19 protein-coding genes and 6 tRNA genes are annotated in these 22304 nt (G+C 68.9%); 14 read left to right on the forward strand and 11 right to left on the reverse strand.

Features of this window, described 5'->3' with window-relative positions:
• Window positions 1-99: 99 nt before the first annotated feature.
• Window positions 100-612 carry a hypothetical protein gene (locus tag QF027_RS23560; protein ID WP_307076915.1) on the reverse strand — a complete coding sequence of 171 codons (513 nt, stop codon included), beginning with the start codon at window positions 610-612 and terminating at the stop codon, window positions 100-102.
• A gap of 90 nt (window positions 613-702) precedes the next feature.
• Entirely contained in the window at window positions 703-1053 is a 351-nt protein-coding gene (locus tag QF027_RS23565; protein ID WP_037722149.1) for a metallopeptidase family protein, read from the reverse strand.
• An 84-nt stretch (window positions 1054-1137) separates the two neighbouring features.
• Between QF027_RS23565 and QF027_RS23570 the strand changes: the two genes are divergently transcribed.
• The 7 genes from QF027_RS23570 to QF027_RS23600 all read left to right on the forward strand — a co-directional run bounded on the left by QF027_RS23570 (window position 1138) and on the right by QF027_RS23600 (window position 7858).
• Window positions 1138-2721: a metallophosphoesterase family protein gene (locus QF027_RS23570; protein WP_307076917.1), complete on the forward strand. Its 1584-nt coding sequence runs from the start codon at window positions 1138-1140 to the stop codon at window positions 2719-2721.
• 80 nt (window positions 2722-2801) lie between these two features.
• Window positions 2802-2874: transfer RNA gene (locus QF027_RS23575), tRNA-Glu, on the forward strand.
• A 38-nt stretch (window positions 2875-2912) separates the two neighbouring features.
• Window positions 2913-2987: transfer RNA gene (locus QF027_RS23580), tRNA-Asp, on the forward strand.
• Window positions 2988-3011: 24 nt separating this feature from the next.
• Window positions 3012-3085: transfer RNA gene (locus QF027_RS23585), tRNA-Phe, on the forward strand.
• Between the two features lie 114 nt (window positions 3086-3199).
• Window positions 3200-7159, forward strand: a complete 3960-nt coding sequence (gene hrpA / locus QF027_RS23590) for an ATP-dependent RNA helicase HrpA (RefSeq protein ID WP_307076919.1) — start codon at window positions 3200-3202, stop codon at window positions 7157-7159.
• Between the two features lie 94 nt (window positions 7160-7253).
• A tRNA-Asp gene (locus tag QF027_RS23595) sits at window positions 7254-7328 on the forward strand.
• A 338-nt stretch (window positions 7329-7666) separates the two neighbouring features.
• A complete protein-coding gene (locus tag QF027_RS23600) occupies window positions 7667-7858 on the forward strand; it encodes a DUF6274 family protein (protein WP_306979271.1) in 192 nt (63 codons plus the stop codon).
• A 441-nt stretch (window positions 7859-8299) separates the two neighbouring features.
• On the opposite strand, the gene bldC is transcribed toward QF027_RS23600, so the two are convergent.
• Complete coding sequence (bldC, locus tag QF027_RS23605; protein ID WP_003949541.1) at window positions 8300-8506, reverse strand: developmental transcriptional regulator BldC; 207 nt, start codon at window positions 8504-8506, stop codon at window positions 8300-8302.
• 512 nt (window positions 8507-9018) lie between these two features.
• On the reverse strand, window positions 9019-9861 hold the full coding sequence (locus tag QF027_RS23610) for a hypothetical protein (protein ID WP_306979269.1): 843 nt from the start codon (window positions 9859-9861) through the stop codon (window positions 9019-9021).
• Between the two features lie 222 nt (window positions 9862-10083).
• On the opposite strand from QF027_RS23610, the gene QF027_RS23615 reads away from it, so the two are divergent.
• Complete coding sequence (locus tag QF027_RS23615; RefSeq protein ID WP_306979267.1) at window positions 10084-11184, forward strand: Leu/Phe/Val dehydrogenase; 1101 nt, start codon at window positions 10084-10086, stop codon at window positions 11182-11184.
• A gap of 281 nt (window positions 11185-11465) precedes the next feature.
• On the forward strand, window positions 11466-11714 hold the full coding sequence (locus QF027_RS23620; protein ID WP_053849467.1) for a DUF3073 domain-containing protein: 249 nt from the start codon (window positions 11466-11468) through the stop codon (window positions 11712-11714).
• 73 nt (window positions 11715-11787) lie between these two features.
• Here QF027_RS23620 and purM read toward each other — a convergent pair whose 3' ends face one another.
• From purM to purS, 7 genes are all read right to left on the reverse strand, one after another.
• Window positions 11788-12852 carry a phosphoribosylformylglycinamidine cyclo-ligase gene (purM, locus tag QF027_RS23625; RefSeq protein WP_306979265.1) on the reverse strand — a complete coding sequence of 355 codons (1065 nt, stop codon included), beginning with the start codon at window positions 12850-12852 and terminating at the stop codon, window positions 11788-11790.
• A gap of 45 nt (window positions 12853-12897) precedes the next feature.
• Window positions 12898-14424: an amidophosphoribosyltransferase gene (gene purF / locus QF027_RS23630; protein WP_306979262.1), complete on the reverse strand. Its 1527-nt coding sequence runs from the start codon at window positions 14422-14424 to the stop codon at window positions 12898-12900.
• A gap of 57 nt (window positions 14425-14481) precedes the next feature.
• Window positions 14482-15276: an META domain-containing protein gene (locus tag QF027_RS23635; protein ID WP_307076921.1), complete on the reverse strand. Its 795-nt coding sequence runs from the start codon at window positions 15274-15276 to the stop codon at window positions 14482-14484.
• Between the two features lie 92 nt (window positions 15277-15368).
• Window positions 15369-16166 carry a maleylpyruvate isomerase family mycothiol-dependent enzyme gene (locus QF027_RS23640; protein ID WP_307076923.1) on the reverse strand — a complete coding sequence of 266 codons (798 nt, stop codon included), beginning with the start codon at window positions 16164-16166 and terminating at the stop codon, window positions 15369-15371.
• Between the two features lie 168 nt (window positions 16167-16334).
• Window positions 16335-18593 (reverse strand): phosphoribosylformylglycinamidine synthase subunit PurL, encoded by a 2259-nt coding sequence (gene purL / locus QF027_RS23645; RefSeq protein WP_307076925.1) that lies wholly within the window; start codon window positions 18591-18593, stop codon window positions 16335-16337.
• On the reverse strand, window positions 18590-19270 hold the full coding sequence (gene purQ / locus QF027_RS23650) for a phosphoribosylformylglycinamidine synthase subunit PurQ (RefSeq protein ID WP_307076928.1): 681 nt from the start codon (window positions 19268-19270) through the stop codon (window positions 18590-18592). Before purQ ends, purL begins: the two co-directional genes overlap by 4 nt.
• Window positions 19267-19530, reverse strand: coding sequence for a phosphoribosylformylglycinamidine synthase subunit PurS (purS, locus tag QF027_RS23655; RefSeq protein ID WP_007383088.1), 264 nt, complete (start codon window positions 19528-19530; stop codon window positions 19267-19269). The genes purQ and purS overlap by 4 nt, the downstream gene beginning before the upstream one ends.
• Before the next feature lie 269 nt (window positions 19531-19799).
• On the opposite strand from purS, the gene QF027_RS23660 reads away from it, so the two are divergent.
• From QF027_RS23660 to QF027_RS23680, 5 genes are all read left to right on the forward strand, one after another.
• On the forward strand, window positions 19800-20117 hold the full coding sequence (locus tag QF027_RS23660; RefSeq protein WP_306979252.1) for a histone-like nucleoid-structuring protein Lsr2: 318 nt from the start codon (window positions 19800-19802) through the stop codon (window positions 20115-20117).
• 123 nt (window positions 20118-20240) lie between these two features.
• Window positions 20241-20312, forward strand: a tRNA-Gly gene (locus QF027_RS23665).
• Between the two features lie 80 nt (window positions 20313-20392).
• Window positions 20393-20468 (forward strand) — tRNA-Gly (locus QF027_RS23670).
• A gap of 123 nt (window positions 20469-20591) precedes the next feature.
• Entirely contained in the window at window positions 20592-21530 is a 939-nt protein-coding gene (locus QF027_RS23675) for an ABC transporter ATP-binding protein (RefSeq protein WP_306979250.1), read from the forward strand.
• Entirely contained in the window at window positions 21527-22300 is a 774-nt protein-coding gene (locus QF027_RS23680) for an ABC transporter permease (protein ID WP_306979249.1), read from the forward strand. The genes QF027_RS23675 and QF027_RS23680 overlap by 4 nt, the downstream gene beginning before the upstream one ends.
• Window positions 22301-22304: the final 4 nt, after the last annotated feature.

The raw sequence follows: 22304 nt of genomic DNA on the forward strand, positions 1-22304 counted from the left end.
GGCAAATGATCAAACGATCTATAACCATACGCACCCGTCGCCCTCGAAGGCAAACCGATCCCCTCGCATGTATCCGAGGTCACTCGGGACCTTCCACCGTCACACCGGCGACCCCGCGGTCGGCGCCGGCTCCCGCTGGCTCAGCTGGGGGCCCGTCTCCGGCTGCGCGGACGACGACGTTTCGGCGGGCGGCGGCGACGGTGTGGGCGACGCGGGCGGCTCGCTGGACGCCGGCGGCTCCGGATCGGGCGTACGGGTGGGTGCCGGGTCGCTCCTCGTCGTCGACGGCACCGGCTGGGCCGACTTCCCCGGCTTCGCCCCCGCGGCGGCCGACGCACTCGCCGAGGCGGACGCCGACGGGGACGCCGGCTCCTCGCCGGCCTTCCCCTTGTGCTGGCCGTGCTTGCCGTCCGGGCCCGCCCCGCCGAGCCCCACGGAACCGCCCGAGCCCGCGGATCCCCCGTCCGGCGCCGCACCGCCCCGCTCACCGGCGGAGTGCGACGGCTTCGCTCTGTCGCCTCCGCCGTCCCCGCCGACGCTCATGCAGCCCGCTGCGGCGGCGACGGCCATGACCGTGGCGGCCAGACGGACGGGTACGTACAAGGGGCGCACGAGCAGCCACCTCCGAGGGCGGTCGTCAAAAAGTCAACCTGCCCAACTCCCGCCGCCCACAAGAGGACACGCGCCCCGTTCGAAACGGACTCAGCCGTAACCAAGTGCGTGCAGCCGCGCGTCGTCGATCCCGAAGTGATGGGCGATCTCGTGCACGACCGTCACCTCGGTCTCCGCCACGACGTCCTCCCGCGAATCGCACATCCGCAGCGTCGGCCCCCGGTAGATCGTGATGCGGTCCGGCAGCACCCCGGCGTACCACTCGCCCCGGTCGGTCAGCGGAGTGCCCTCGTACAGCCCGAGCAGCTCGGGATCCTCCGCCGGCGGTTCGTCCTCGACGAACACCGCGACGTTGTCCATCAGCCGCGTCAACTCCGGCGGAATCCGGTCCAGGGCCTCGGCGACCAGTTCCTCGAACTCCTCGCGCGTCATCTCCAGCACACGTCCATTCTCCGGTACGACCATCCGTACGAGAGTCATGAGCACGCCCGCATATCCACGAGCGGACTTGGGCATACGGGACCAATGGCCCGCGTCCCCGCCGCAGTCCTGAACGCCCGGAGCATCCTGAACGCCCTACGCAAGCCCCCGCGAGCCCTCGCCCGCCAGTACGGCAGGCGCCGATCCCACCCGTCCGTCGAACTCGTCCACCAGCCGCACCCCTGGACCCGCGCCCTCGGCCTGGTCGTCGTCGTCCTTCTGGGCGCATGGCTCGGTCTGCTGATCGTCGGCAACGTACGGGTCCCGGTCGGCCCCATGAACACGACGATGACCCTGCGCCCGTCCCTCTCCGGCGGCACGAAGATCAACGTGTCCCCGCTCGGCGCGCTCCAGCTGGACAGCCACCAGGCGCCCGTCCGCCTCGACGTCAACGTCGACCAGCTCGACCCGGAACGCTCCCAGGCCCTCGTCGACCACCCCGAGCGCCTCTCCGGTCTCCAGGACGAGGTCGCGACGGACGTCGAGCACGGCACCCTCGACCTCGCCCTGCGCTCCTGCGTCGCCGTGGTGTCGGGCGCCACCGCCCTCGGCCTCGCCGTCTACCGCCGCCCGCGCCGGGCCCTCGCGGCCGGCGGCCTCGCCTTCACCCTCCTGGCGGCCTGCGGCGGCACGGCGTACGCCACCTGGAACCCGGAATCCGTCCTGGAGCCGAAGTTCTCGGGACTGCTCTCCTCCGCCCCGTCCCTGGTCGGCAACGCGCGCAGCATCGTCACCGAATTCGACGTCTACCAGAAGGAGTTGGCCCGCCTGGTGACGAACGTGACGAAGCTCTACGACGTCACGTCCACCCTCCCCGCCTACCAGCCGGACCCCACCACCATCCGGGTCCTGCACGTCTCCGACATCCATCTGAACCCCGCGAGCTGGAAGATCATCGCCTCGCTGGTGGAGCAGTACAAGGTCGACGTGATCGTCGACTCCGGCGACACCATGGACCACGGCACGGCGGCGGAGAACGGCTTCCTGGACCCGATCCCCGACCTCGGCGCGCCCTACGTCTGGGTCCGCGGCAACCACGACTCCCTCACCACCCAGCGCTACATGGAGGGCCTGAAGCGGGTCCACGTCCTCGACAACGGCAAGGCGGAGACGATCGCCGGACTGCGGTTCGCGGGCATCGGAGACCCCCAGTTCACTCCCGACCGCTCCACGGACCCGGGTGCCGACGAGTCCCAGGAGGCGGCGGGCGACCGCCTGGCCGCCGCCCTGCGCGAGCAGCGGGCCGCGGGCACCCCGGTCGACCTCGCGATCGCCCACGAGCCCTCGGCGGCCCGCGAGGTCGACGGCGAGGTCCCGATGATCCTGTCGGGCCACCTCCATCACCAGGAGATGGAGGTCATGAAGAAGGGCACGCGGCTGCGGGTGGAGGGCTCCACCGGCGGCAGCGGGCTGCGGGCCGTCGAGGGCAAGTACCCCGACCCCATCGAGGCCTCGATCCTCTACATGGACCGCGACACGCGCCGCCTGCAGGCCTGGGACGAGATCAAACTCGGCGGTCTCGGCCTCACGTCGGCGGAGGTCAGCCGCCACCTCCCGGAGGAGAACCAGCCGGGAGCGACCCCCTCGCCCACGGGTTCGCCCACCGCCTCACCCACGGGCAGCCCCTAAACCGTTTTGGCGATACCTCCCGGCATCCCATATGCTTCTCACGTCCCCGACGCGCTGAGAAGCGCCCAGGCGGGCCGATAGCCCTCATCGTCTAGCGGCCTAGGACGCCGCCCTTTCAAGGCGGTAGCACGGGTTCGAATCCCGTTGGGGGCACGCATCACCGTGTGCGACACTGTTCGTGCACAACGCTTGGTCCTGTGGAGCAGTTTGGAGTGCTCGCCACCCTGTCAAGGTGGAGGCCGCGGGTTCAAATCCCGTCAGGACCGCTGAGGTTTCCCCGGAAACCTCGCGGCTGGGTAGCTCAGTTGGTACGAGCGACCGCCTGAAAAGCGGTAGGTCGCCGGTTCGACCCCGGCCCCAGCCACAGCACAGACCCCGATCTCCTGATCGGGGTCTTGTTGTATGTGAACGTGCAGGTGAACCACGGGGACAAAACCGTTCGCCAGTAATTTCCCGGGGATGAGATCCTGGATCGCGTATGTCTACGCATCCTGCCCCCGCCCCCGGCATCCCCGCCTTCGGGGATCTCGCCGCCCGCCTGACCGAGCTGTCCCTGCGCGACGCGCACCGGCTCGGGCGCAGGCTCGAAGGCGCGCGCAAGATCCGCAAACCGGAGGCGCGGGCCGCCGTCCTGTCCGAGATCGAGGCGGAGGTCGGCAAGGGCGAGGAACGCGTGAGTGCGCGCCGTGCGCGCGTGCCCGCCGTGTCCTATCCCGAGCAGCTCCCGGTCAGCCAGAAGAAGGACGACATCGCGGCCGCCATCCGTGATCACCAGGTCGTGATCGTCGCCGGTGAGACGGGCTCCGGCAAGACCACCCAGATCCCGAAGATCTGCCTGGAGCTCGGCCGGGGCGTGAAGGGCATGATCGGGCACACCCAGCCCCGTCGTATCGCCGCCCGCACGGTCGCCGAGCGGGTCGCCGAGGAGCTGGACACCCCGCTCGGCGAGGCGGTCGGCTGGAAGGTGCGGTTCACCGACCAGGTGAACCCGGACGCGACCTTCGTGAAGTTGATGACGGACGGCATCCTGCTCGCCGAGATCCAGACCGACCGCGAGCTGCGCGCCTACGACACGATCATCATCGACGAGGCCCACGAGCGGTCCCTCAACATCGACTTCCTGCTCGGGTATCTGGCCCAGCTGCTGCCGAAGCGCCCCGACCTCAAGGTCGTCATCACCTCGGCGACCATCGACCCCGAGCGGTTCTCCCGGCACTTCGGTGACGCCCCGATCGTCGAGGTCAGCGGACGGACGTATCCGGTGGAGGTGCGGTACCGGCCGCTGCTGGACGAGGACTCGGACGATGCCGACCGCGACCAGATCACCGCGATCTGCGACGCCGTCGAGGAGCTCCAGGGCGAGGGCAAGGGCGACATCCTCGTCTTCCTCTCCGGCGAGCGGGAGATCCGGGACACCGCGGACGCCCTCGTGAAGAAGAACTACCGCTTCACCGAGGTCCTGCCCCTGTACGCCCGCCTCTCGCACGCCGAGCAGCACCGCGTCTTCCAGCCGCACACCGGCCGCAGGATCGTTCTGGCGACGAACGTCGCCGAGACCTCCCTCACCGTCCCGGGCATCAAGTACGTCATCGACCCCGGCTTCGCCCGGATCAGCCGCTACAGCCACCGCACCAAGGTCCAGCGGCTGCCCATCGAGCCGGTCTCGCAGGCCAGCGCCAACCAGCGCAAGGGCCGCTGCGGCCGTACGTCGGACGGCATCTGCATCCGGCTGTACAGCGAAGAGGACTTCAACGGCAGGCCGGAGTTCACGGACGCCGAGATCCTGCGGACGAACCTCGCCTCCGTCATCCTCCAGATGACCGCGGCCGGCCTCGGCGACATCGAGAAGTTCCCCTTCATCGATCCGCCGGACCACCGCAACATCCGCGACGGCGTCCAACTCCTCCAGGAACTGGGCGCGTTGGACCCGGTGCAGAAGGACGTACGCAAGCGGCTGACCGACACCGGCCGCAAGCTCGCCCAGCTGCCCGTCGACCCGCGGCTGGCGCGCATGGTCCTGGAGGCCGACAAGAACGGCTGTGTCCGCGAGGTCATGGTCATAGCCGCCGCGCTGTCCATCCAGGACCCGCGCGAGCGCCCGGCCGACAAGCAGGCCCAGGCCGACCAGCAGCACGCCCGCTTCAAGGACGAGACCAGCGACTTCCTCGCTTATCTGAATCTCTGGCGCTATGTCCGCGAGCAGCAGAAGGAGCGCGGCTCGTCGTCCTTCCGCCGGATGTGCAAGCAGGAGTACCTGAACTTCCTGCGCATCCGCGAGTGGCAGGACATCTACTCCCAACTGCGCACGGTCGCCAAGCAGATGGGCATCCATCTCAACGAGGACGACGCGCCCGACCAGAGCGTCCACGTCTCCCTCCTCGCCGGTCTGCTCTCGCACATCGGCATGAAGGACGTGAAGGACGGCAACAAGAACGAGTATCTCGGCGCCCGCAGCGCCAAGTTCGCGATCTTCCCGGGCTCGGCGCTCTTCAAGAAGCAGCCGCGGTTCGTGATGTCGGCGGAGCTGGTGGAGACCTCACGCCTGTGGGCCCGGGTCAACGCCAAGATCGAGCCCGAGTGGGTCGAACCGCTCGCGGAGCACCTGCTGAAGCGGACGTATTCCGAACCGCACTGGGAGAAGGACCAGGCCGCGGTGATGGCGTACGAGAAGGTCACGCTGTACGGCGTGCCGATCGTCGCCCAGCGGAAGGTGAACTACGGCCGGATCGACCCGGAGTCCTCCCGCGAGCTTTTCATCCGCAACGCCCTGGTCGAGGGCGACTGGCGTACCCACCACAAGTTCTTCGCCGACAACCGCAGACTCCTCAGCGAGGTCGAGGAGTTGGAGCACCGGGCGCGGCGCCGGGACATCGTGGTCGACGACGACACGCTGTTCGACTTCTACGACCAGCGGGTGCCCGAACACGTGGTGTCCGGAGCGCACTTCGACTCGTGGTGGAAGCGGAAGCGGCACGAGCAGCCGGAGTTCCTGGACTTCGAGCGGGAGATGCTCATCCGGGAATCGGCGGAGGCGGTCACGAAGGCCGACTACCCCGACTCGTGGCGGCAGGGGTCTTTGAAGTTCCGGGTGACGTACCAGTTCGAGCCGGGCGCGGACGCGGACGGTGTGACGGTCCACATCCCGCTCCAGGTCCTGAACCAGGTGACGGACGAGGGCTTCGACTGGCAGATCCCGGGTCTGAGGGAGGAGCTGGTGACGGAGCTGATCCGTTCCCTGCCCAAGCCGATCCGCCGCAACTACGTACCGGCGCCGAACTTCGCGCGGCGCTTCCTGGATACGGCCGTCCCCCTCCAGGAGCCCTTGACGGTCACGATGGCCCGCGAACTGAAGCGCATGGTCGGCGTGCCCTTCGACGCGGAGGACTTCGACTGGACGCGGGTCCCGGAGCATCTGCGGATCACCTTCCGGATCGTCGACGAGCGGCGCCGGAACCTGGCCGAGGACAAGGACCTGGAGGCGTTGCGGCTGAAGCTCAGGCCGAAGGCGCGCCAGGCCCTGTCCCAGGCGGCGGCCGCGACCGCGTCCCGCGAGGGCGGCGAGTCCCTGGAGCGCAAGGGCCTGACGGACTGGACGATTGGCACGCTCACGCGCGTCTTCGAGACCCGTCGCGCGGGCCAGCCGGTGAAGGCGTACCCGGCGCTGGTGGACGACGGCGACACCGTCTCGGTCCGGCTCTTCGACACGGAGGCGGAGCAGGCCGAGGCGATGTGGAAGGGCACGCGGCGGCTGATCGTGCGCAACATCCCGGTGAGCCCGGCGAAGTTCGCGTCCGAGAAGCTGACGAACCCCCAGAAGCTCGCCCTGTCGTCGAATCCGCACGGCTCGATCCAGGCACTGTTCGACGACTGTGCGACCGCTGCGGCGGACAAGCTGATCGGGGACTTCGGGGGGCCGGCGTGGGACGAGGAGTCGTACCGGAAGCTGTACGACAAGGTGCGCGCCGAGATCGTCGACACCACGGTCCGTACGGTGGGGCAGGTGCAGCAGGTGCTCGCCGCCTGGCAGGCCTGTGAGCGGCGTCTGAAGGCCGTACGGAGCCCGGCGCTGCTGGCGAACCTGGCGGACGTACGGGCGCAGCTGGACGCGCTGGTGAAGCCGGGGTTCGTGACGGCGACGGGGTTGCGCCGGCTGCCCGACCTGATGCGTTACCTGGTCGCCGCCGACCGCCGTCTCCAGCAGATGCCGACGAACGTCCAGCGGGACACGACCCGTATGGAGAAGGTCCACGAGATGCAGGACGAGTACGCCTGGCTCCTGGAGCAGCTTCCGCAGGGCCGGCCTGTGCCCCAGCAGGTTCTGGACGTCCGATGGATGATCGAGGAGCTACGGGTCAGCTATTTCGCCCATGCGCTCGGTACGGCGTACCCGATCTCCGACAAGCGGATCGTGAAGACGATCGACACGCTGGCGCCGTGACGGCTCCCGCACACAGGGTGAGTTCGACCAGGACCTCCCTGCTCCTGTACAGTCCTTCTCGCAGCGCAACGCAGCAGTAAGCGCCGCGAAACCTGGTCCTGTGGAGCAGTTTGGAGTGCTCGCCACCCTGTCAAGGTGGAGGCCGCGGGTTCAAATCCCGTCAGGACCGCAGTTGGAAGTCAGGCCCGCAGCCCCGGAAACGGGGAGCGGGCCTTCTTCATGTCCACAGCACCCAATCAAGGCGGAGGCCGCGCCCGCGGCGCAGCCGCAATCAGACACCGCAAATCCCGTCAGGACCGCAGTGGGAAGTCAGGCCCGCAGCGCCGGAAACGGGCAGCGGGCCTTCTCCGTGTGTGTACGCCGGTTCAGGCGATCTCAGACCGTCCGGCGCTTGAGGACGAGGCTGTTTGTGAGGCGTCGGCGGCGTCCACGCCATCTTGACGGCGCCGCGTCGCACCGGTACCCAGAAACCAGGCCCCCGTTCCCAGCGGAGCCCGGAGGTGGCGTATGGCGGCAACGGCCAGGCACGAGACGCGGGCACTGCTGCGCGCACACCTCGCGGCCGCGTCGTCATACCGGCATCTGACCCGCCACTGCCCGATCTGCCACCGCCTGTTGCGGCTGGCGATGGACTCGGCCCCAGGGACCGTCCCGGACCCGGACGAGGCCGTCGAGGACGAAAGCCCCTCCACGGCGTGACCGTCGACGGAGCCCAACCCCCGCCCCACCGACGGCAGTCCGGGACGCGGGCCCCTTTTAGCGCACAGGAGCGGAAGGCAACAAGGACTCTGGCATGTGACGGGAGTCACCGCATGAGTTTTTGAAACCGTGGAACTTACCCCTCCCCTACAACAGGTCAATTTAATATGTGCAATTGCACTCCTGTTCGCACACCAGCCAGGGGACCCTCACAGGAGATCCGACACCCCTCCCCAGACTCCGACAAGCCCACTCACAGGGCTGTCGTCCGCCCACCCCCCACGCACAAAAAAGATCGCGCTGGACTCGGCGGAGTCCAGCGCGATCGACGACGGGGTTGAGAATGGGCCCTGTTGGGGCAGGACCCGCGTCGCTTGGAGCCAGAGTTCGGGCGGCGCGGCCAACTGGGGGGCCAGCCGGTTTGCCCGGTTATTGAGTTGTTCAGGCCTCGCTGCGCTGCTGCGGGATGCCCGCGAGCAGAGCGCGGACCTCGGCCTCGCGGTAACGGCGGTGCCCGCCGAGCGTACGGATCGACGTGAGCTTGCCGGCCTTCGCCCACCGCGTGACCGTCTTCGGGTCCACGCGGAACATCGTGGCGACCTCAGCCGGGGTCAGCAGCGGCTCGGCATCAGGGGTGCGAGCGGTCATGAGCGGCCTCCTCGGGAGAACCGATCGTTCTCGGTTCTTTCCTCTAAATTCTGCACCTTGACCCGCGTTGCCCGAAATGGCGGATGCGGGTCGAGTCGGTTATAGGACGAACGGCTTGTCCTCGGCACTACAACTACACCATCCGTCCAGCCGCGTCGGCCAAACCGATGGAATTGCCCCCCAGGTGTTCATCGGCGACGGAAGCCGATGGACCATGCCATAGCGGACAGTCACGCCACTGTGACGATCAGTCACAGAGCGATCAGGAGTCACCAGACCCCCCAAAGCGGAACCTCCCCCGGGCCCCTTGTCCTATTTTGGCATGAGGAGGGGCAAGAGATGCAAGAGCCGGGTACGTGCGGTCCGTCACGCTTGACACTCCGTGAGGTGTACGCCCGGATCGGGACCTACGTCCCCGTCGGTGAGACTTCAGGGGAAGCTGACACCTTGAGCGAGGACGAAACCCCAAAACGGGCGTCAGGTCAAACGCCAGTTCGTGACATGGCGCACATTCAGTTCGCCGAGCGCCGGTCCCTGATGCCCCGCCAGCGCTCCACGAGCCGCCCGTAGGCCTCGCCCGCCGCGGCCCCGTCGCCGTGCCTGAGCGCCTCGATGCCCTCGGCCACGTCCGCCGCCGAGTGGTCGTCCTCCAGCTCGCCGGGCGGCAGCACATGCACCAGACCGCCGTAGTCGAGCTCGACCAGCGAGCGCGGGTGGAACTCCTCCAGCCAGCGCCCCACGTCGATCAGACCGTCGATGAGCGGTCCCTCGTCGATGGCGTCCTTGAGGGCCCTCAGAGCCCGCGCCACGCGCCGCCGGGCCTGCACCATGGGTGTCCGGTAGCGCAGCATCGGCGGGATCTCGCCGGAACCCTTGTCGAAGCGCCGCTCCTCGTCGGAGACGAGCACGAACCAGTTCAGCGGCACCTGCCAGGTCGCGGTGCGGATCCAGGGCCGGGCGTCCGGGTTCCGGGCGAGCCAGCGCTCGTAGTCCTGGGCGGTCTGGCGGCGTACGACCTCGGGCAGCACCGCGTCCAGGACCGGCCCCGGCAGCTCCTCCCCGAGCTCCTCCAGGGCCAGCCAGCCGCGCAGCCGGGTGCGCCACGGGCACACGCACACCACGCCGTCCACGTCGAGCACGAAGGCGTCGCTGCTCTCGTGCACCGGCACCGGGACCGGCGGGGTGGGCAGCAAGTCCGCCAGGGAGCGACGCAGTTCGTCCTGGTACGACGGACGGTCCTGACGACGGGCGTAACGGGCCCAGTGACTGCGCTCGGGCTCGGGGAAGGCGGCCAGCGGTTCGTACACGCGCAGATAGGTCGCGTACGGGACGATCACCGAGGACACCTTGGGCACGCCTGCTCTCTCCCCCGCCGCCTGCCGGGAAAACCTGCGAAACCCGCACACAAACGTGCGGGAAAACTATGCAAATCGTCGCACGCCCGTCCCCCGGGAGAAGGTGATCCTGAGCACTGCACGGTCTTGGGCCGCCACAAGCCCTAATCTCGTGCTCACAGGTCCCGCCACCCTTACGGGCGCCTGTGTCCCATCGCCGCAATGTACCCAGGAGTCACCACAGTGACCGACGTAACCGGCGCCGCTGCCGACGTGCTGCACACCCTGTTCCACTCGGACCAGGGCGGTCATGAGCAGGTCGTGCTCTGCCAGGACCGCAAGAGCGGCCTCAAGGCCGTCATCGCCCTCCACTCCACCGCGCTCGGCCCCGCCCTCGGCGGGACGCGCTTCTACCCGTACGCGAGCGAGCAGGAGGCCGTCGCCGACGCGCTGAACCTCGCGCGCGGGATGTCGTACAAGAACGCCATGGCCGGGCTCGACCACGGCGGCGGCAAGGCCGTGATCATCGGGGACCCGGAGCGGGACAAGACCGAGGAGCTGCTGCTCGCGTACGGCCGCTTCGTGGCCTCGCTCGGCGGGCGCTACGTCACCGCGTGCGACGTCGGCACGTACGTCGCCGACATGGACGTCGTCGCACGCGAGTGCCGCTGGACGACCGGCCGCTCCCCCGAGAACGGCGGCGCCGGCGACTCCTCCGTCCTCACCGCCTTCGGCGTCTACCAGGGCATGCGGGCCAGCGCACAGCACCTGTGGGGCGATCCCTCGCTGCGCGGCCGCAGGGTCGGCGTCGCGGGCGTCGGCAAGGTCGGGCACCACCTGGTGGAGCACCTCCTCGAGGAGGGCGCCGAGGTCCTGATCACGGACGTACGCCAGGAGGCCGTGGAACGGATCGCCGGCCGGCACCCCTCCGTCTCCCCCGTCGCCGACACCGACGCGCTGATCCGGACCGAGGGTCTCGACATCTACGCCCCCTGCGCGCTGGGCGGAGCCTTGAACGACGTCTCCGTGCCGGCGCTGACCGCGAGGATCGTCTGCGGCGCCGCCAACAACCAGCTCGAGCACCCGGGCGTGGAGAAGGACCTCGCGGACCGCGGGATCCTCTACGCGCCGGACTACGTGGTGAACGCCGGCGGGGTCATCCAGGTCGCCGACGAACTGCACGGGTTCGACTTCGAACGGTGCCGGGCGAAGGCCGCGAAGATCTTCGACACCACGCTGGCAATCTTCGCACGTGCGAAGGAAGACGGGATTCCGCCGGCCGCCGCGGCCGACCGGATCGCCGAGCAGCGGATGCACGAGGCGGCCACGAAACGGGCGCACTGACGTTTGACCGGTACCCGTCGGCGCACACTTAGAGAGAACTCTCACGTTCGTCGGCGGGTCGGCCGCGAAGAAGTGGTTAAAATCGCGGTTGACCAGCGGGGACGGGGCTCCCCGAGGGTTCTGGGCCAGGGCACGTGCTGCGGGCGACGTACCGTATGGGCGTGGGCTCAGGTACCGTGGAAGCCCTACGGACCGGTCTCTCTGCGGAGAGTCCGTTCTAGATCATGAACGCGTGTCAAGACTCTGGGGCCACCGAGCCCCGTATTCGAGGGGGTCGAGCCATGGGGCGCGGCCGGGCAAAGGCCAAGCAGACGAAGGTCGCCCGCCAGCTGAAGTACAGCAGCGGCGGGACAGACCTGTCGCGTCTGGCCAATGAGCTGGGCGCTTCGACTTCGAGTCAGCCGCCGAATGGCGAGCCGTTCGAGGACGACGAGGAAGACGACCCGTACGCCCAGTACGCGGATCTCTACAACGACGACGAGGACGAGGACGACGAGTCCGGTCCTGCGTCTCAACGCCGCGGAGCTTGACGACCCAGCTGTGCGTAACCCGGTCCGGGGTGGTCCACACCACCGGACCGGGTTTTGCGCTGCCTGTCAGTTCCTAGGCGTAGTCACCGACGAGCTCGGCACCCGTGGTGTGGTCACCGCGGTCCGTGATCTCGCCCGCGACCCATGACTCGACCCCGCGGTCGGCCAGGGTGGCCAGGGCGACGTCAGCCGACTCCTCGGGCACGATCGCGATCATGCCGACGCCCATGTTCAGGGTCTTCTCCAGCTCCAGGCGCTCGACCTGACCCGTCTTGCCGACGAGGTCGAAGACCGGGCCCGGGGTCCAGGTGGTGCGGTCCACGACGGCGTGCAGACCGTCGGGGATCACACGGGCCAGGTTTGCCGCCAGACCGCCGCCGGTGACGTGCGAGAAGGCGTGCACCTCGGCCGTGCGGAGCAGGGCCAGGCAGTCCAGTGAGTAGATCTTGGTGGGCTCCAGGAGCTCCTCGCCGAGGGTGCGGCCGAGCTCGTCGATCCGGGCGTCCAGGGCGAGGCCCGCCTGGTTCAGGAGCACATGCCGCACGAGCGAGTACCCGTTCGAGTGAAGACCCGAGGCCGCCATGGCGATGACCGCGTCACCCTTACGGATGCGATCCGCGCCGAGCAGCCGGTCGGCCTCCACGACGCCCGTACCGGCGCCGGCGACGTCGAAGTCGTCCGGACCGAGCAGACCCGGGTGCTCGGCCGTCTCGCCGCCGACCAGGGCACAGCCGGCGAGCACACAGCCCTCGGCGATGCCCTTGACGATCGCGGCGACCCGCTCGGGGTGGACCTTGCCGACACAGATGTAGTCGGTCATGAACAGCGGCTCGGCACCGCACACCACGATGTCGTCCATGACCATCGCGACCAGGTCGTGGCCGATGGTGTCGTAGACGCCCAGCTGACGCGCGATGTCGACCTTGGTGCCGACGCCGTCGGTGGCGGAGGCGAGCAGGGGACGCTCGAAGCGCTTGAGGGCGGAGGCGTCGAAGAGTCCGGCGAAACCGCCGAGGCCGCCGAGGACCTCGGGGCGCTGGGTCTTCTTCACCCACTCCTTCATCAGTTCTACGGCGCGGTCGCCCGCCTCGATGTCGACGCCCGCGGCTGCGTAGCTGGCACCAGTTGTCTCAGACATGGCAGTAGAGAACTTTCGTGTCGTACGGCAGGTATGACGGGCTGCCTACGGGCGACGGATCGCGTCGGCCGCGGCCGTGGCGGCGGGCCCTGCGGCCAGCTCGGTCTCCAGGAGCTGCTTGCCGAGCAGCTCGGGGTCCGGAAGCTCCATCGGGTACTCGCCGTCGAAGCAGGCGCGGCAGAGGTTCGGCTTGGCGATGGTGGTCGCCTCGATCATGCCGTCGAGGGAGATGTACGCCAGGGAGTCGGCGCCGAGCGAGGTGCCGATCTCGTCGATGGTCATGCCGTTGGCGATGAGCTCGGCGCGGGTGGCGAAGTCGATGCCGAAGAAGCAGGGCCACTTCACGGGGGGCGAGGAGATCCGGATGTGGACCTCGGCGGCGCCCGCCTCGCGGAGCATGCGGACCAGGGCGCGCTGGGTGTTGCCGCGGACGATCGAGTCGTCGACGACGACCAGACGCTTGCCCTTGATGACTTCCTTGAGCGGGTTCAGCTTCAGGCGGATGCCGAGCTGGCGAATGGTCTGGGAGGGCTGGATGAACGTACGGCCGACGTAGGCGTTCTTCACCAGGCCCGCACCGAAGGGGATGCCGGAGGCCTCCGCGTAGCCGATGGCCGCCGGGGTGCCGGATTCCGGGGTCGCTATGACCAGGTCGGCGTCGACGGGCGCTTCCTTGGCGAGTTTGCGGCCCATCTCCACGCGGGAGAGGTACACGTTCCGGCCGGCGATGTCGGTGTCGGGGCGCGCCAGATAGACGTACTCGAAGACACAGCCCTTGGGCTTCGCTTCCGCGAATCGGGAGGTGCGCAGGCCGTTCTCGTCGATGGCGACGAACTCACCCGGCTCGATCTCGCGGACATAGCTCGCGCCGCAGATGTCGAGGGCGGCGGACTCGGAGGCGACGACCCAGCCGCGCTCCAGGCGGCCGAGGACCAGCGGGCGGATGCCCTGCGGGTCGCGGGCGGCGTAGAGGGTGTGCTCGTCCATGAAGACGAGGGAGAAGGCACCGCGCACCTTCGGGAGGACGGAGTGGGCCGCCTCCTCGATGGTCAGGGGCTTGCCGTCCTCGTCGACCTGGGCCGCGAGGAGCGCGGTGAGCAGGTCAGTGTCGTTGGTGGCGGCCACACGCGGGCTACGGCCCTCCTGCTTGGGCAGGTCGGCGACCATCTCGGCGAGCTGCGCCGTGTTGACCAGGTTGCCGTTGTGGCCGAGCGCGATGGAACCGTGCGCGGTGGCACGGAACGTCGGCTGGGCGTTCTCCCAGGTGGAGGCACCGGTGGTCGAGTAGCGGGCGTGACCGACCGCAAGGTGACCCTGGAGCGAACCGAGAGAGGTCTCGTCGAAGACCTGGGAAACGAGGCCCATGTCCTTGAAGACGAGGATCTGGGAGCCGTTGCTGACCGCGATTCCCGCGGATTCCTGACCCCGATGCTGGAGGGCGTAGAGCCCGAAGTACGTGAGCTTGGCGACCTCTTCGCCCGGAGCCCAGACACCGAAGACGCCACAAGCGTCCTGGGGGCCCTTCTCACCGGGGAGCAGGTCGTGGTTGAGTCGTCCGTCACCACGTGGCACGGTTCCGAGTGTAGGCGAGATCGACCACTGGTCCGAATTCGCGGAGAGTGGGCTTTCTTACTCCGCATGGGCCGTAACGCTCTCGCCGGAGGCCTTGGTGATCTTCAGGGAATCCCGTTCCTGCTGGTAGGAGACCTTGCCGGAGAGGATTTCGGCGAGCTCGCGCTCGGCCTTCATCACCGGGCCCGAACACATCATGCGCGTGGTAGCGAGGCGCCCGAACTCGATGGTGCCGTCCTTGACCGTGGCCATGCCGTTGAAGGTGTTGCAGCCGAGGCTGCCGGTGACGGTGTTCTTCCTGGTGAGGGTGAGGTAGGCGTTCTCGCCGAGGGACCAGCGAGTGCCCTTCAGGGCGGGGGCCTTCTCCTCGCGCAGGGTGATGGTGTCGTTCTGCGGGCTGGTCAGCGTGAGGGTCCTGGCACCTGACGGCCCCTCCAGCTCGGCCTTGAGGTCGTTGTCGAAGACGCCGACGAACTTCTCCTCGAACGTCCCCACCGCCCCTTGGCAGCCGACGAGTGTCCGGGCGAGGTCGGAGACCTTCACGGTGTCGCCCTGGATGTCCACGTCGGCACCGATGCTGTTGCAGCCCACGGAACCACCGGACTTCCCGCCGCCGACGTCCGGTTCGGCGGCACCGGGCTTGAAGTCGATGTGAGCGTGCCTGCGAGCACCCTTCTCGGGCAGGACGTAGTCCTTGCCGTCGACGGTGACCTTCTGGGGCACCCAGGAGGTGTCCGCGATGGTGGAGAGGTCCTGGGTCCTGGTCCCCACGGTCTCCGTGCCACAGGCGGCCAGGACGGTGGTCCCGGCCAGGGCTGCGGCCGCGTACTTGGCGTATGTCGTCCGCTTCATGCCTCTTTGACGCATGAGGCGGGCGGTGGGTTCGATGCCGTTGTCAGTCTGTTGCCGTGTTCGCGGTCAGTATGTCGTCAGCGCCCATGGGGTCAGCTCATGACCGGCAGCAGTCCGCTCAGGTCCGCCCGCTCCCCGCTCGCGCTGACCTTGGCCTCGTCGAGCGCGTCCTTCCAGGTCAGCCGCCCGGTGGCGAGCCGGATCCAGGTCAGCGGGTCGGTCTCGACGACGTTCGGCGGAGTGCCCCGGGTGTGCTTCGGCCCCTCGACGCACTGCACGACGGCGTACGGCGGCACCCGCACCTCGGTCGAACCGCCGGGCGCCTTCGCGGCGAGGGCGTCGGCGAGGAGGCGGGTGCAGGCGGCGAGGGCCTGACGGTCGTAGGGGATGTCGAGGCCGGGGACGGCGGCGCTCAGGTCGTCGGTGTGGACGACGAGTTCGACGGTGCGGGTGACCAGGTAGTCGGCGAGGGGCAGCGCGCCGGCGTTGGTCTCCAGGAGCCGGGTGCCGGGGTGGGTGTCCAGCAGCTCGGTCAGGGTCCGGTCGACGTCGGTGAGGTAGGCGTCGAGGTCGGGGTGCCGCTGGGCCAGGTCCCGGGTGAAGTCGGCGATGGCCGCGGAGCTGGCGGAGGTGGCGAACGGCCAGTCGAGCAGCACGGCGTCCTGTCGCGCGGGCGCGGGCCGGTCCAGGGCCCGGTGGACGGCCGTGACCGCCATCCCGATGTGCGCGACCAGCTCCCGTACGGTCCACTCCCCCAGCCGCGTACGCAGCGCCAGTTGCTCGGGGGTCAGCGTGCGTACGGCCTCCCGTACGTTCCCGAGCTGGGCCTGGACGGCCGTGCGGATCTTGGCGGGGTCGTAGGCGCGGGCGCGCTTCCTGGCCGTGGGCATGACGGTGAGCCTAGTCGGCGGGGAAGGCGGAGAAGGAGGAGGGGAAGGGTGATCGTCGGGTCCGGACAGCTCCTGGGCCAACTCATCCTGCGCGCCCAGGAAGCGGCTCCGCGAAGGCCCCGCCCGTCACAACGACGGGCGGGGCCTTCGGAGTCGTACGACCACGGCCTACTTGAGCAGGGCCGGGATCGTGTCTTCGTGCGCCCGGCGCAGCTCCTCCAGGGTCAGTTCGAACTCGCCCTGGAGGTCGACGGTGTCCCCGTCCACGACACCGATACGGGTGACCGGCAGGCCCCGCGCACCGCACATGTCGTTGAAGCGGAGTTCCTCCGAGCGCGGTACGGCGACGACCGCACGGCCCGCCGACTCGGAGAAGAGGAGGGTGAAGGCGTCCAGCCCGTCCGGTACGACCAGACGCGCACCCTTGCCGCCGAGCAGCGCCGACTCGACGACCGCCTGGATCAGGCCGCCGTCGGAGAGGTCGTGCGCGGAGTCGATCATGCCGTCTCGGGAGGCGGAGATCAGGATCTCGGCGAGCAGCCGCTCGCGCTCCAGGTCGACCTTCGGGGGCAGCCCGCCGAGGTGGTCGTGGACGACCTGCGACCAGGCCGAGCCGCCGAACTCCTCACGGGTGTCGCCGAGGAGGTAGAGCAGCTGGCCCTCCTCCTGGAAGGCGGCCGGCGTGCGGCGGGCGACATCGTCGATGACGCCCAGGACCGCGACCACGGGGGTCGGGTGGATGGCCGCCTCGCCCGTCTGGTTGTACAAGGACACGTTGCCGCCCGTGACCGGGGTGCCCAACTGCAGGCAGCCGTCGGCCAGTCCACGGATCGCCTCCGCGAACTGCCACATCACGGCCGGGTCCTCGGGGGAGCCGAAGTTCAGGCAGTCGGAGACGGCGAGCGGCTTGGCGCCGGTCGTCGCCACGTTGCGATACGCCTCCGCCAGCGCCAGCTGCGCGCCGGTGTACGGGTCCAGCTTCGCGTAACGGCCGTTGCCGTCCGTCGCGATCGCCACGCCCAGCCCCGTCGACTCGTCGATGCGGATCATGCCGGAGTCCTCCGGCTGGGCCAGGACGGTGTTGCCCTGCACGAAGTGGTCGTACTGCGAGGTGATCCACTTCTTGGAGGCCTGGTTCGGAGAGGACACCAGCTTCAGGACCTGGTCCTTCAGCTCCTCACTCGAAGCCGGCCGCGGCAGCTTGTTCGCGTCGTCCGCCTGGAGCTCGTCCTGCCAGGACGGGCGGGCGTACGGGCGCTCGTAGACCGGGCCGTCGTGCGCGACCGTGCGCGGGTCGACGTCGACGATCTTGCCGCCGTGCCAGTAGATCTCCAGGCGGTCGCCGTCGGTCACCTCACCGATGACGGTGGCGATGACGTCCCACTTGTCGCAGATCTCAAGGAACCGGTCGACCTTCTCCGGCTCCACGACCGCGCACATGCGTTCCTGCGACTCGCTCATGAGGATTTCCTCGGGCGAGAGGGTCGAGTCACGCAGAGGTACGTCGTCCAGCGTCACGCGCATGCCGCCGGAGCCGTTGGAGGCCAGCTCGGAGGTGGCGCAGGACAGACCGGCCGCGCCCAGGTCCTGGATGCCGACGACCAGCTTCTCCTTGAACGCCTCCAGGGTGCACTCGATGAGGAGCTTCTCCTGGAAGGGGTCACCGACCTGCACGGCCGGACGCTTCGACGGCTTGGCGTCGTCGAAGGTCTCCGAGGCGAGGATCGAGGCGCCACCGATGCCGTCGCCGCCGGTCCGGGCCCCGTAAAGGATGACCTTGTTGCCCGCGCCGGACGCCTTCGCGAGGTGGATGTCCTCGTGCCGCATGACGCCGATGGCACCCGCGTTGACCAGCGGGTTTCCCTGGTAACAGGCGTCGAAGACGACCTCACCGCCGATGTTCGGCAAGCCCAGGCAGTTGCCGTAGCCGCCGATGCCGGCGACGACGCCGGGGAGCACGCGCTTGGTGTCCGGGTGGTCGGCAGCGCCGAAGCGCAGGGGGTCGACCACGGCCACCGGCCGCGCGCCCATCGCGATGATGTCGCGGACGATGCCGCCGACACCGGTGGCCGCGCCCTGGTAGGGCTCGACGTAGGACGGGTGGTTGTGCGACTCGACCTTGAAGGTCACGGCGTAACCCTGGCCGACGTCCACCACACCCGCGTTCTCGCCGATGCCGACGAGCAGGGCATCGCTCTGGGGTGCCTTCTCGCCGAACTGGCGCAGGTGGACCTTGGAGGACTTGTAGCTGCAGTGCTCGGACCACATGACCGAGTACATGGCGAGCTCGGCACCGGTGGGCCGGCGGCCGAGGATCTCCACGACCCGCTCGTACTCGTCCTTCTTCAGGCCGAGTTCGGCCCAGGGCAGCTCGACGTCGGGGGTCGCGGCCGCGTGCTCGACCGTGTCCAGAGGCGTCCGGCTCATACGTTGACCAGCTTCTTGAGGATCGAGGTGAAGAAGGGGAGGCCGTCGGTGCGGCCGGTGCCGATGAGCGGCTCCACGGCGTGCTCCGGGTGCGGCATCAGGCCTACGACGTTGCCCGCCTCGTTGCTGATGCCGGCGATGTCCCGCAGCGAACCGTTCGGATTGAAGTCCAGGTACCGGAACGCGACCCGCCCCTCGGCCTCCAGCTTGTCGAGGGTGTACTCGTCGGCGACGTACCGGCCGTCCATGTTCTTCAGCGGGATGTTGATCTCCTGGCCGGCCGAGTAGTCGGTGGTCCAGGCGGTGTCCGCGTTCTCCACCCGCAGCTTCTGGTCGCGGCAGATGAAGTGGAGGTGGTCGTTGCCGAGCATCCCGCCCGGGAGCAGGTGAGCCTCGGTGAGGATCTGGAAGCCGTTGCAGATGCCGAGGACCGGGAGGCCGGCCTTCGCCTGCTCGATGAGGGGCTCCATCACCGGCGAGAAGCGCGCGATGGCACCGGCGCGCAGATAGTCGCCGTAGGAGAAACCGCCGCACAGCACCACGGCGTCGACCTGGTGGAGGTCCTTGTCCTTGTGCCACAGGGCGACCGGTTCGGCGCCCGCGAGGCGGATCGCGCGCTGGGTGTCCCGGTCGTCGAGGCTGCCGGGGAAAGTGACGACGCCAATACGAGCGGTCACTTCGCGGCCTCCGCGACTTCCTCCACCTTGACGGTGAAGTCCTCGATCACGGTGTTGGCGAGGAAGGATTCCGCAAGATCGTGGATGCGGGCGAGCGCGGCCTCGTCGACCGGTCCGTCAACTTCCAGTTCGAATCGCTTTCCCTGACGTACGTCGGAGATGCCGTCGAAACCCAGTCGCGGCAGTGCACGCTGCACCGCCTGGCCCTGGGGGTCGAGGATCTCCGGCTTGAGCATGACGTCGACTACGACGCGTGCCACTGGCACTCCCGGTGGTGTGGTGCTGAGCAGGTTCCTTCAGACTACCCGCACAAAATTTCTACGCGCGTTGAGTTGGAGGAATCTACGTGACGGCCATCACGGCCCAGCACGGAGGCGGACGTTCGTGAAAATTTCCCGGAAAGATCTCAGATCGACACCCGATACCTATTGCGCTCGGACACGCGGAAGGATTTAGTCGAGCTTCACAATGCATTGTCGGGCACTGTACAAATGAATTGACAACGTGCCGCACGAAGGGACCGATATTCGTGGCGCAGAAGGTCGTGGTCACTCTCTTTGACGACATCGACGGCTCGGAAGCGGCGGAAACGATCGCCTTCGGACTCGACGGCAAGTCGTACGAGATCGACCTGAATCAAGCCAATGCCAAGAAACTGCGTAAGGCGCTCGAGCCCTACGTGGAGGCCGGCCGCAAGCGGTCCAGGTCCGGCAAGGCGTACCGGCAGACCGAGGTCGCTCCCGACCCGGCGGCGGTCAGGGCCTGGGCCCAGGCCAACAAGATGGACGTCCCCGCCCGCGGACGGATCCCCAAGAGGGTCTACGAGGCGTTCACCCAGGCCCAGTAGGGCCTGTCGACGCCGGGTCATCCGCCCCTCGGGCCAACCGACTTGCGTTGCACCCCACCTGGTCAGCTAGAGTCTGGAGCACGCCGAGGGGCGAGGCCGAAAGGCCCAGCTCACGGAGTACACGCGGGTGTAGTTCAGTAGTAGAACATCCCCCTTCCAGGGGGAAGGCGCAGTGTGCAATTCCTGTCACCCGCTCTGCATCGCCGTCCGGACCACTCTGGTGGATCGGGTAGGATGATGCTCGCGCCGATCGGTGAGAGCCGGTCGGAGGCAATGCGGACGTAGCTCAGTTGGTAGAGCGCAACCTTGCCAAGGTTGAGGTCGCCAGTTCGAACCTGGTCGTCCGCTCCACGAAGAAGACCCCGGTCATCGCGACCGGGGTCTTTTTATGTCCGTGCACCGTCTGACATTTGTCACACGGAGTGGTGACAGCGCGCACTGCTGTCGCATCCGGTCCGCCGGGACGCTGGCTTCATGAACACCGACGAACACGAACACGTGATCGAGGTCACCGGCCTGCGGCGTGTGTACGGGGGCGGGTTCGAGGCCGTGCGCGGGATCAGCTTCGCCGTGGACCGCGGAGAGGTCTTCGCCCTGCTCGGCACCAACGGCGCCGGCAAGACCTCCACCGTCGAACTCCTCGAGGGGCTCGCCCCGCCGACCGACGGGCGGATCCGCGTCCTGGGCCATGACCCGTACACGGAGCGGGCCGCCGTACGCCCACGCACCGGAGTGATGCTCCAGGAGGGCGGCTTCCCGTCCGAGCTGACCGTCGACGAGACCGCGCGGATGTGGGCGGGCTGCGTCAGCGGGGCCCGGCCGCCGCTGGAGGTGCTGGAACTCGTCGGGCTCGCCCGGCGGACCGGCGTACGGGTCAAGCAGTTGTCCGGAGGCGAGCGGCGGCGCCTCGACCTGGCGCTCGCGCTGCTCGGCGACCCCGAGGTGCTGTTCCTCGACGAGCCGACGACCGGCCTCGACGCCGAGGGGCGCCGGGACACCTGGGAGTTGGTGCGGGCGCTGCGGGACCGTGGGACGACCGTGCTGCTCACCACGCACTACCTGGAGGAGGCCGAGGATCTCGCCGACCGGCTGGCGATCCTCCACGAGGGACGGATCGCGGCCACGGGAACACCGGCCGAGGTGACCGCCGCGCAGCCGGCGCGGATCTCGTTCGAACTGCCGGAGGGGTACTTCGTGGGAGATCTGCCACCGCTCGGGGAGCTGGGGGTGAGCGGGCACGAGGTCGACGGCAGCGTCGTACGGCTGCGGACGCGGGAGTTGCAGCGGACGGCCACCGGACTGCTGGTGTGGGCCGAGCGGGCCGGGGTCGAACTGCGGCGGCTCGATGTGCGGTCGGCCTCGCTGGAGGAGGCGTTCCTGGGGATCGCGGCACGTGAGGAGGTCTCGGTATGAGCACGGTCACCACTCCCGCGAGCAGGCTGGGCGCCCTCGCCCGCGCCGAGTTCACGCTGCTCGGACGCAGCAAGGCCACGCTCGTCGCGGCCGTGCTGGTGCCGCTCGCGCTGCCGTTCAGCCTGCGGTCCGTGGTGGCCGACATGGACGTCGAGGAGGCCGGGCTGAGCGTCGGCCTGGTCCTGCTGCCGGCCGCGGTCGGCTTCGCCCTGTTGTTCGGTGTGTACGGCGCCCTTGCCGGGATCTACACCTCCCGGCGCGAGGAACTGGTGCTGAAGCGGCTGCGCACCGGGGAGCTGCGGGACGTGGAGATCCTCTGCGGCACTGCGCTCCCGATCGCCGCGACGGGGCTCACGCAGTCCCTGGTGCTGATGGCCGCGAGCGCAGCCCTGCTCGACGTGCCCGCACCGCACGCGCCCCATCTCGTCGCCCTGGGACTGATGCTGGGTCTGGTGCTGTGCGCGGCGCTCGCGGCCGTGACGGCGGCCGTGACCCGGACCGTGGAGAGCGCGCAGGTCACCACGCTGCCGTTCGTGATGATCTCGATGGTCCTCTCGGGCGTCGCCGTACCCCTGGAACTGCTGCCGGACAGGGTCGCGTCGGTGTGCGAGCTGCTGCCGCTGTCGCCCGTGATCACCCTGGTCCGCGGCGGCTGGGCGGGCACTCTCTCGGCGTACGAGGCCCTGGGCGCCATCGGGACCGCGGTGGCCTGGACCGTGCTGGCCGTGTTTGCTGTACAGCGGTGGTTCCGGTGGGAGCCGAGGCGCTGACGTA

It is taken from the genome of Streptomyces canus (assembly GCF_030816965.1).
Taxonomy (GTDB): domain Bacteria; phylum Actinomycetota; class Actinomycetes; order Streptomycetales; family Streptomycetaceae; genus Streptomyces; species Streptomyces canus_E.

What these genes read in the sequence shown, in the direction of transcription:
- hrpA (WP_307076919.1), top strand. Translation starts at nt 3,200, where the DNA reads ATGTCTACGCATCCTGCCCCCGCCCCCGGCATCCCCGCCTTCGGGGAT.
- QF027_RS23675 (WP_306979250.1), top strand. Translation starts at nt 20,592, where the DNA reads ATGAACACCGACGAACACGAACACGTGATCGAGGTCACCGGCCTGCGG.
- QF027_RS23620 (WP_053849467.1), top strand. Translation starts at nt 11,466, where the DNA reads ATGGGGCGCGGCCGGGCAAAGGCCAAGCAGACGAAGGTCGCCCGCCAG.
- QF027_RS23640 (WP_307076923.1), bottom strand. Translation starts at nt 16,166, where the DNA reads ATGCCCACGGCCAGGAAGCGCGCCCGCGCCTACGACCCCGCCAAGATC.
- bldC (WP_003949541.1), bottom strand. Translation starts at nt 8,506, where the DNA reads ATGACCGCTCGCACCCCTGATGCCGAGCCGCTGCTGACCCCGGCTGAG.
- purL (WP_307076925.1), bottom strand. Translation starts at nt 18,593, where the DNA reads ATGAGCCGGACGCCTCTGGACACGGTCGAGCACGCGGCCGCGACCCCC.
- QF027_RS23570 (WP_307076917.1), top strand. Translation starts at nt 1,138, where the DNA reads ATGGCCCGCGTCCCCGCCGCAGTCCTGAACGCCCGGAGCATCCTGAAC.
- QF027_RS23680 (WP_306979249.1), top strand. Translation starts at nt 21,527, where the DNA reads ATGAGCACGGTCACCACTCCCGCGAGCAGGCTGGGCGCCCTCGCCCGC.
- purM (WP_306979265.1), bottom strand. Translation starts at nt 12,852, where the DNA reads ATGTCTGAGACAACTGGTGCCAGCTACGCAGCCGCGGGCGTCGACATC.
- QF027_RS23600 (WP_306979271.1), top strand. Translation starts at nt 7,667, where the DNA reads ATGGCGGCAACGGCCAGGCACGAGACGCGGGCACTGCTGCGCGCACAC.
- QF027_RS23635 (WP_307076921.1), bottom strand. Translation starts at nt 15,276, where the DNA reads ATGAAGCGGACGACATACGCCAAGTACGCGGCCGCAGCCCTGGCCGGG.